The 5416-nt window shown below is 59.9% G+C and carries 8 protein-coding genes and 3 tRNA genes; 5 read left to right on the forward strand and 6 right to left on the reverse strand.

Annotation, left to right across the window (positions count from 1 at the left end):
• Positions 1-41 precede the first annotated feature (41 nt).
• The 3 genes from FEM54_RS23275 to FEM54_RS23285 all read left to right on the forward strand — a co-directional run bounded on the left by FEM54_RS23275 (position 42) and on the right by FEM54_RS23285 (position 369).
• Positions 42-118 (forward strand) — tRNA-Pro (locus FEM54_RS23275).
• A gap of 5 nt (positions 119-123) precedes the next feature.
• Positions 124-199 (forward strand) — tRNA-Lys (locus FEM54_RS23280).
• 93 nt (positions 200-292) lie between these two features.
• Positions 293-369, forward strand: a tRNA-Pro gene (locus FEM54_RS23285).
• A 190-nt stretch (positions 370-559) separates the two neighbouring features.
• Here the strand turns inward: FEM54_RS23285 and FEM54_RS23290 are convergent.
• From FEM54_RS23290 to FEM54_RS23300, 3 genes are all read right to left on the reverse strand, one after another.
• Positions 560-1858 carry an NAD(P)/FAD-dependent oxidoreductase gene (locus tag FEM54_RS23290; protein WP_138453288.1) on the reverse strand — a complete coding sequence of 433 codons (1299 nt, stop codon included), beginning with the start codon at positions 1856-1858 and terminating at the stop codon, positions 560-562.
• 60 nt (positions 1859-1918) lie between these two features.
• Entirely contained in the window at positions 1919-2092 is a 174-nt protein-coding gene (locus tag FEM54_RS23295) for a DUF3094 family protein (RefSeq protein WP_017134503.1), read from the reverse strand.
• 89 nt (positions 2093-2181) lie between these two features.
• The gene (locus tag FEM54_RS23300) at positions 2182-2811 is read right to left on the reverse strand and encodes a DUF1780 domain-containing protein (protein WP_017134504.1); all 630 of its coding nucleotides are present in this window, start codon (positions 2809-2811) and stop codon (positions 2182-2184) included.
• Positions 2812-2940: 129 nt separating this feature from the next.
• On the opposite strand from FEM54_RS23300, the gene FEM54_RS23305 reads away from it, so the two are divergent.
• Complete coding sequence (locus FEM54_RS23305) at positions 2941-3630, forward strand: energy-coupling factor ABC transporter permease (RefSeq protein ID WP_138453293.1); 690 nt, start codon at positions 2941-2943, stop codon at positions 3628-3630.
• Positions 3631-3704: 74 nt separating this feature from the next.
• Positions 3705-3920, forward strand: a complete 216-nt coding sequence (locus FEM54_RS23310) for a hypothetical protein (RefSeq protein ID WP_003171680.1) — start codon at positions 3705-3707, stop codon at positions 3918-3920.
• Here the strand turns inward: FEM54_RS23310 and yacG are convergent.
• The 3 genes from yacG to FEM54_RS23325 all read right to left on the reverse strand — a co-directional run.
• Complete coding sequence (gene yacG, locus FEM54_RS23315; RefSeq protein WP_017134507.1) at positions 3917-4117, reverse strand: DNA gyrase inhibitor YacG; 201 nt, start codon at positions 4115-4117, stop codon at positions 3917-3919. The two genes, FEM54_RS23310 and yacG, sit on opposite strands and share 4 nt — an antisense overlap.
• Positions 4114-4737, reverse strand: coding sequence for a dephospho-CoA kinase (coaE, locus tag FEM54_RS23320; protein WP_017134508.1), 624 nt, complete (start codon positions 4735-4737; stop codon positions 4114-4116). Before coaE ends, yacG begins: the two co-directional genes overlap by 4 nt.
• A partial coding sequence (locus FEM54_RS23325; RefSeq protein ID WP_138453298.1) for a prepilin peptidase occupies positions 4734-5416 on the reverse strand: 683 nt, incomplete at its 5' end. The genes FEM54_RS23325 and coaE, both read right to left, overlap by 4 nt.

Genomic DNA, 5416 nt, shown 5'->3' on the forward strand with positions numbered 1-5416 from the left:
GTCCCAGGTTCGAGTCCTGGTCACGGAGCCAATTTCAAAACCGGGGTATAGCGCAGTCCGGTAGCGCGCCTGCTTTGGGAGCAGGATGTCAGGAGTTCGAATCCCCTTACCCCGACCATTTTTGGGTCGTTAGCTCAGTTGGTAGAGCAGTTGGCTTTTAACCAATTGGTCGTAGGTTCGAATCCCACACGACCCACCATTTTTGAGACCAGTTAACGCTGGAATCGAATCTTAAGATCAGAGGCCAAAAGCACTGATCGAAGAAGGCGACTGAGAGGTCGCCTTTTTTTACCGGGGTATAGCGCAGTCCGGTAGCGCGCCTGCTTTGGGAGCAGGATGTCAGGAGTTCGAATCCCCTTACCCCGACCATATTAAAAATCCTCGTATCGAAAGATACGGGGATTTTTTTTGTGCGCGCAAATCTTAAATATTACGCAAAAAATGTGGGAGCTGGCTTGTCGAATCGTCGCACCGCTGCGATAGCGGTGTATCAGCCTGTGCATCTTGTGCTGATCGATCGCCATCGCGGGCAAGCCAGCTCCCACATTAGTTTGTGTTGTTAATGGAGCTTGAGTCGCGGCTCAGTCCCGCGCCCAATCTTGCTGCCCAGCATCAACATCGCCGTGCGGAAGAACCCGTACAGCGCCATCTGGTGCATGCGGTACAGCGACACGTAGAACATCCGCGCCAGCCAGCCTTCGAGCATCACGCTGCCCGTCAGGTTGCCCATCAAGTTACCCACCGCCGAAAAACGCGACAGCGAGATCAGCGAACCGTAGTCGGTGTACTTGTAGGACGGCAGGTCCTTGCCTTCGATCCGCAGTTTCAGCGACTTGGCCAACAGTGAAGCCTGCTGGTGAGCGGCCTGGGCGCGTGGCGGCACATTGCGGTCGGTGCCCGGTTGCGGGCAGGCGGCGCAGTCGCCAAAGGCGAAGATGTTTTCATCACGGGTGGTTTGCAGCGTCGGCAATACCTGCAATTGATTGATGCGGTTGGTTTCCAGCCCGTCAATATCCTTGAGGAAGGCCGGTGCGCGGATACCCGCAGCCCAGACCTTGAGGCTCGCTGGAATGACCTGGCCGCTGCTGGTGATCAAGGCCTCCGCGGTCACTTCGCTGACCGCCGAGTTGGTCAGTACCGTTACCCCAAGTTTCTCCAGGGTTTTGTGCACAGGCCCGCCGATCCGCTCCGGCAGCGCGGGCAATACCCGTGGGCCGGCTTCGATCAGGGTGATGTGCATGTTTTCCGGTTTGATGCGGTCCAGGCCATAGGCAGCCAGTTCATGGGCGGCGTTGTGCAACTCGGCAGCCAACTCGACGCCCGTCGCGCCGGCGCCGACGATAGCGACGCTGATGTTCTCTTCCACGTCGGTCTGGCCTGCATGGGCGCGCAGATAGTGGTTGAGCAATTGTTGATGGAAGCGCTCGGCCTGTTTGCGGGTGTCGAGGAACAGACAGTGTTGCGCCGCGCCCTCGGTGCCGAAATCGTTGGTGGTGCTGCCGACCGCGATCACCAGGCTGTCATAACCCAGCACGCGCGCAGGCACCAGCTCACGGCCTTCTTCATCGAGGGTCGCGGCCAGCTGAATTTTTTTCTGTTCACGGTCAAGCCCGCTCATGCGCCCCAGTTGGAACTCGAAGTGGTTCCATTTGGCCTGGGCGACGTAATTGAGCTCGTCTTCCGAAGAGTTCAGCGAACCGGCGGCCACTTCGTGCAGCAGCGGTTTCCAGATATGGGTGAGGTTGGCGTCCACCAGCGTGATGCTGGCGGTGCCGCGCTTGCCCAGAGTCTTACCCAGGCGGGTAGCCAACTCCAGGCCGCCGGCGCCGCCGCCGACGATAATAATACGATGGGTCATGGGGATATCTCGCAAGGCTAAAAGAAATCGGAGCAGTTACCCTCGCGAGCGCGATGCAGCTCATAGCGTCAGGTAACTCAAAAGGCGGCTCAGCAGGCCGAGCCCGATCACCACCAACAGCACCACACCCAGGAGCAGCCACGGCCGGAAAGGCTTGCGCTCGACTCGGTTTTGGGAGAGTTGCAGGTACTCTTCGACATGCTGTTGGTCATCGGGGTTCAGGCGGCTGGTCATAAAGGCCTCGTCAGGTAGACGTTGCAAAAGGGCGCCACGTTACAGCCAGAAGGTTGGCGGGTTCGCCACAAGCGTAGCCGGTGCCCGCGTCACAGGCTGATGCCCACGTCGAATACTATGCTGCGCCCCAGGTTGTTGCGCAAGAAGTCCGGTGCGTCCGGGTGGGCAAACAGTACGCGCGCAAAGGTCGGGCCTACCAACGACAGCGAGCGCCAGCCTTGGCGCAGGTATTCGGTAGGCGGTGGGAAATGGCTGTTGAGGTCCAGCACTTCACGCTTGAGGCTGGTGAAGGCAATCAGGTCCAACTCGCCCAGGTCTATGCCGCGTTCTTTGTAGTTATGTGCCTTTTTGCGCAACGTCGGCGCCAGGCGCAGCAGGAATTCATGGGCCGGAATGCGCCGTGGCTTGGCTTCGCGTCGCACCAACTGGCTCAAGGAAAACGCACTGCGCCGCCGCAGCAACTCATCACGCCATTCGTCGTTCAGGCGCCGGCCTTCATCCAATACGAAAAAAACTTCGAAACTGGCGTCGCGAAACAACACGTCCGGCGGCTCTTGGCCGGCGGGGTGAAACTCTTCGGCACGGTAAGGCACGTTCAAGCCTTGCAGCAGGCGCTGGCAGACCCAACGCTCACGCTCCCATTTGCGGGCATTGGACAGGAACGCATTGGCTTGTTCGGCCGCTACGGTGAGCAGGCGCAAATAATCTGAGTCATCCATATTGGCAGCTTAGCGTCCAATTGATGACCGCAGGAAGTCTTGCTTTGAAACGCCGGTGTAGACTGCTCATTCAACAGCAACTGCATGGACGAGGTGTGTGGTGAGGTTTTCTGCGAAGGCATTACGCTCGTGATCAGCGCTGCAGTGTTGGCGCCGCAAACGCTCATCATTGGCTGGCTGTTGTACGCGCCATTGGTCATGTGGGCGATCCTGCGCGCACCGTGGGTCGAGTTGCTTGCCGACCGGCGGCGCCAGCATTTGCTGTTCGGCACCGTGTTTGCCCTGTTTATGCTCTGGCTGGTACGGCGGGATTTCGACACCGGTGTGTCTTACCACTTTATCGGCATGACCGCCGTGACCCTGCTGCTGGATTGGCCCCTGGCTATCGTCGGCGGGTTGGCCGCGCAATTGGGTTTGGTGCTGCTGGGGCGCCAGGACCTGGCGGCGGTCGGGGTCAATGGTTTGCTGCTGATTGGCTTGCCGGTGCTGGTCACCGAGACCTGCGCGCTGCTGGTGGAGCGGGCGCAAACGCGCAACCCCTTTGTGTATATCTTCTGTTCCGGCTTTTTCGCCGCAGCGCTGTCGGCACTGCTGTGCCTGCTGGCGGCGTTGGGATTGTTGTGGTTTGACGGCCGTTTTGCCATGCCCGAGTGGCTGGAAGACTTCGTCGGTTACCTGTGGCTGATCATCTTCCCCGAGGCGTTTATCAACGGCATGGTCATCAGTGCCCTGGTGGTGTTCTGCCCGGAATGGCTGGAGACCTTCAACCGTACGCGCTACCTGTCGGCGCCGTGGAAGGATGACGATTCGCGGCGTTGATCCAGATCAAATCCCAGGCGGCCGCGCAGGCCCATGCTCTGCGAAATTTTACTGAGCAGGGCGGGGCACAGACTATGAGTGTGTACGAATGGGCGCGGCAAGAGTTGCGCAGAAGCCAGGATGCGGCACAGGAAATTGGTTTTGACCCAGGTCTTACCCTGCGCGCCATGCTCAGTGCGGTGGTGCAGCAGAGCAAGGGTGTGCGCAGTTTTGAAGACCTGGCCGACGAGCTGCAATACCTTGCAGAAAACCTCGACGACCAGCAGGAATACGCCTTTATGCGGCCTTAGTGGCGCGGCGGCAGGTCTTCTGAGAACAGCTCGTCCTCGGCATCCGGGCTCACCGGAATCTTGTGTTCTTCCGCGGCCCAGGCGCCAAGGTCGATAAGCTTGCAGCGGTCCGAGCAGAACGGCCGGTTGAGGTTGTCGGGTTTCCATTCCACGGGTGCGCCGCAGGTTGGGCAGTCGACGGTCAAGGGTTGGCTCATGATCGGCCTCCACGCAAAGTAAGGTAAAAGTGGTGCAGTCGCTCGACCTCGCTGTGCAGCCAGGCGAGGTCCTTGTCGTTGACCAGCACGTCATCGGCATGGTTCAGACGGTCTTCACGGCTGGACTGAGCCTTGAGGATCGCCTGCACCTGCTGTTCGCTGATGCCGTCGCGCTGCAGGGTACGCTGAATCTGCAGCGATTGCGGCACGTCGATCACCAGGATGCGCTGGGTCATGCTGTACTGGCCGGACTCGATCAGCAGCGGTGAGACCAGGATCGCGTAAGGCGATTGCGCACGCGCCAGATGGCTGCGAATTTCTTCGCCAATCAACGGGTGCAGCAGGGCTTCCAGCCAGCGACGTTCTTCGGGAACTTCAAAGATCAGCTTGCGCAGGGCGGCGCGGTCCAACTGGCCGTCCGCCTGCAGCACACCTGCACCAAAATGCTCGGCAATGCGTGCGAGTGCTGGCCGGCCGGGTTCGACCACCCAGCGTGCGGCATGGTCGGCATCGACCAGGTCAATGCCCAGGTCGATAAAGTGCTGGGCGGCCGCGCTTTTACCGCTGCCGATGCCGCCGGTGAGGCCTAGAATCCAGGGTGTTGCGACACAAGTGGTCATCTGAAACCGACAGACTGCAAATAGAAGTCGGTTATTTGACCACCCCAGAGCAATGCAATCCAGCCGGCAATTGCCAGGCACGGGCCAAATGGCATCGGCACCGATGCCTGGGACTTGCGCAAACGCATCAGGACAAGGCCTGCGAACACGCCCAGCAGCGACGCTATCAGCAGCGTCATCGGCAGAATCTGCCAACCACCCCAGGCACCGAGCAGGGCCAATAGCTTGAAGTCGCCATAACCCATGCCGTCCTTGCCGGTGACCACTTTGAACACCCAGAACACGCTCCACAGGCACACATAGCCTACGACTGCGCCCCATAGCGCATCGGGCAGCGTCGCCAACAAACCGCCGCTATTGAGGACCAGCCCCAGCCACAGCAGTGGCAACACCAGCACATCCGGCAGCAGTTGATGATCGATGTCGATCAGGCTCATCGCCAGCAGGCCCCAACTCAGCAGCATCACTGCGCCAGCTTGCCAGCCGAAGCCAAAATGCCAGGCGACCATGGCCGAGAGCAGCGCACAGGCCAGTTCGGTAAAGGGGTAACGCGCGCTGATAGACTCGCGGCAGCGGGCGCAGCGCCCCTTGAGTAGCAGGTAGCTGAGTACCGGGATATTTTCCCAGGGGCGAATCGGCTGGCTGCAATGCGCACAGCACGAGTTGGGATGCATCAGGT

The sequence above is a fragment of the Pseudomonas edaphica genome, from assembly GCF_005863185.1.
In the GTDB taxonomy this organism is placed as follows: domain Bacteria; phylum Pseudomonadota; class Gammaproteobacteria; order Pseudomonadales; family Pseudomonadaceae; genus Aquipseudomonas; species Aquipseudomonas edaphica.

Bases quoted from the DNA above. Each gene is read 5' to 3' on its own strand.
- FEM54_RS23290 (WP_138453288.1), bottom strand. From the start codon at position 1,858: ATGACCCATCGTATTATTATCGTCGGCGGCGGCGCCGGCGGCCTGGAG.
- FEM54_RS23295 (WP_017134503.1), bottom strand. From the start codon at position 2,092: ATGACCAGCCGCCTGAACCCCGATGACCAACAGCATGTCGAAGAGTAC.
- FEM54_RS23300 (WP_017134504.1), bottom strand. From the start codon at position 2,811: ATGGATGACTCAGATTATTTGCGCCTGCTCACCGTAGCGGCCGAACAA.
- FEM54_RS23310 (WP_003171680.1), top strand. From the start codon at position 3,705: ATGAGTGTGTACGAATGGGCGCGGCAAGAGTTGCGCAGAAGCCAGGAT.
- yacG (WP_017134507.1), bottom strand. From the start codon at position 4,117: ATGAGCCAACCCTTGACCGTCGACTGCCCAACCTGCGGCGCACCCGTG.
- coaE (WP_017134508.1), bottom strand. From the start codon at position 4,737: ATGACCACTTGTGTCGCAACACCCTGGATTCTAGGCCTCACCGGCGGC.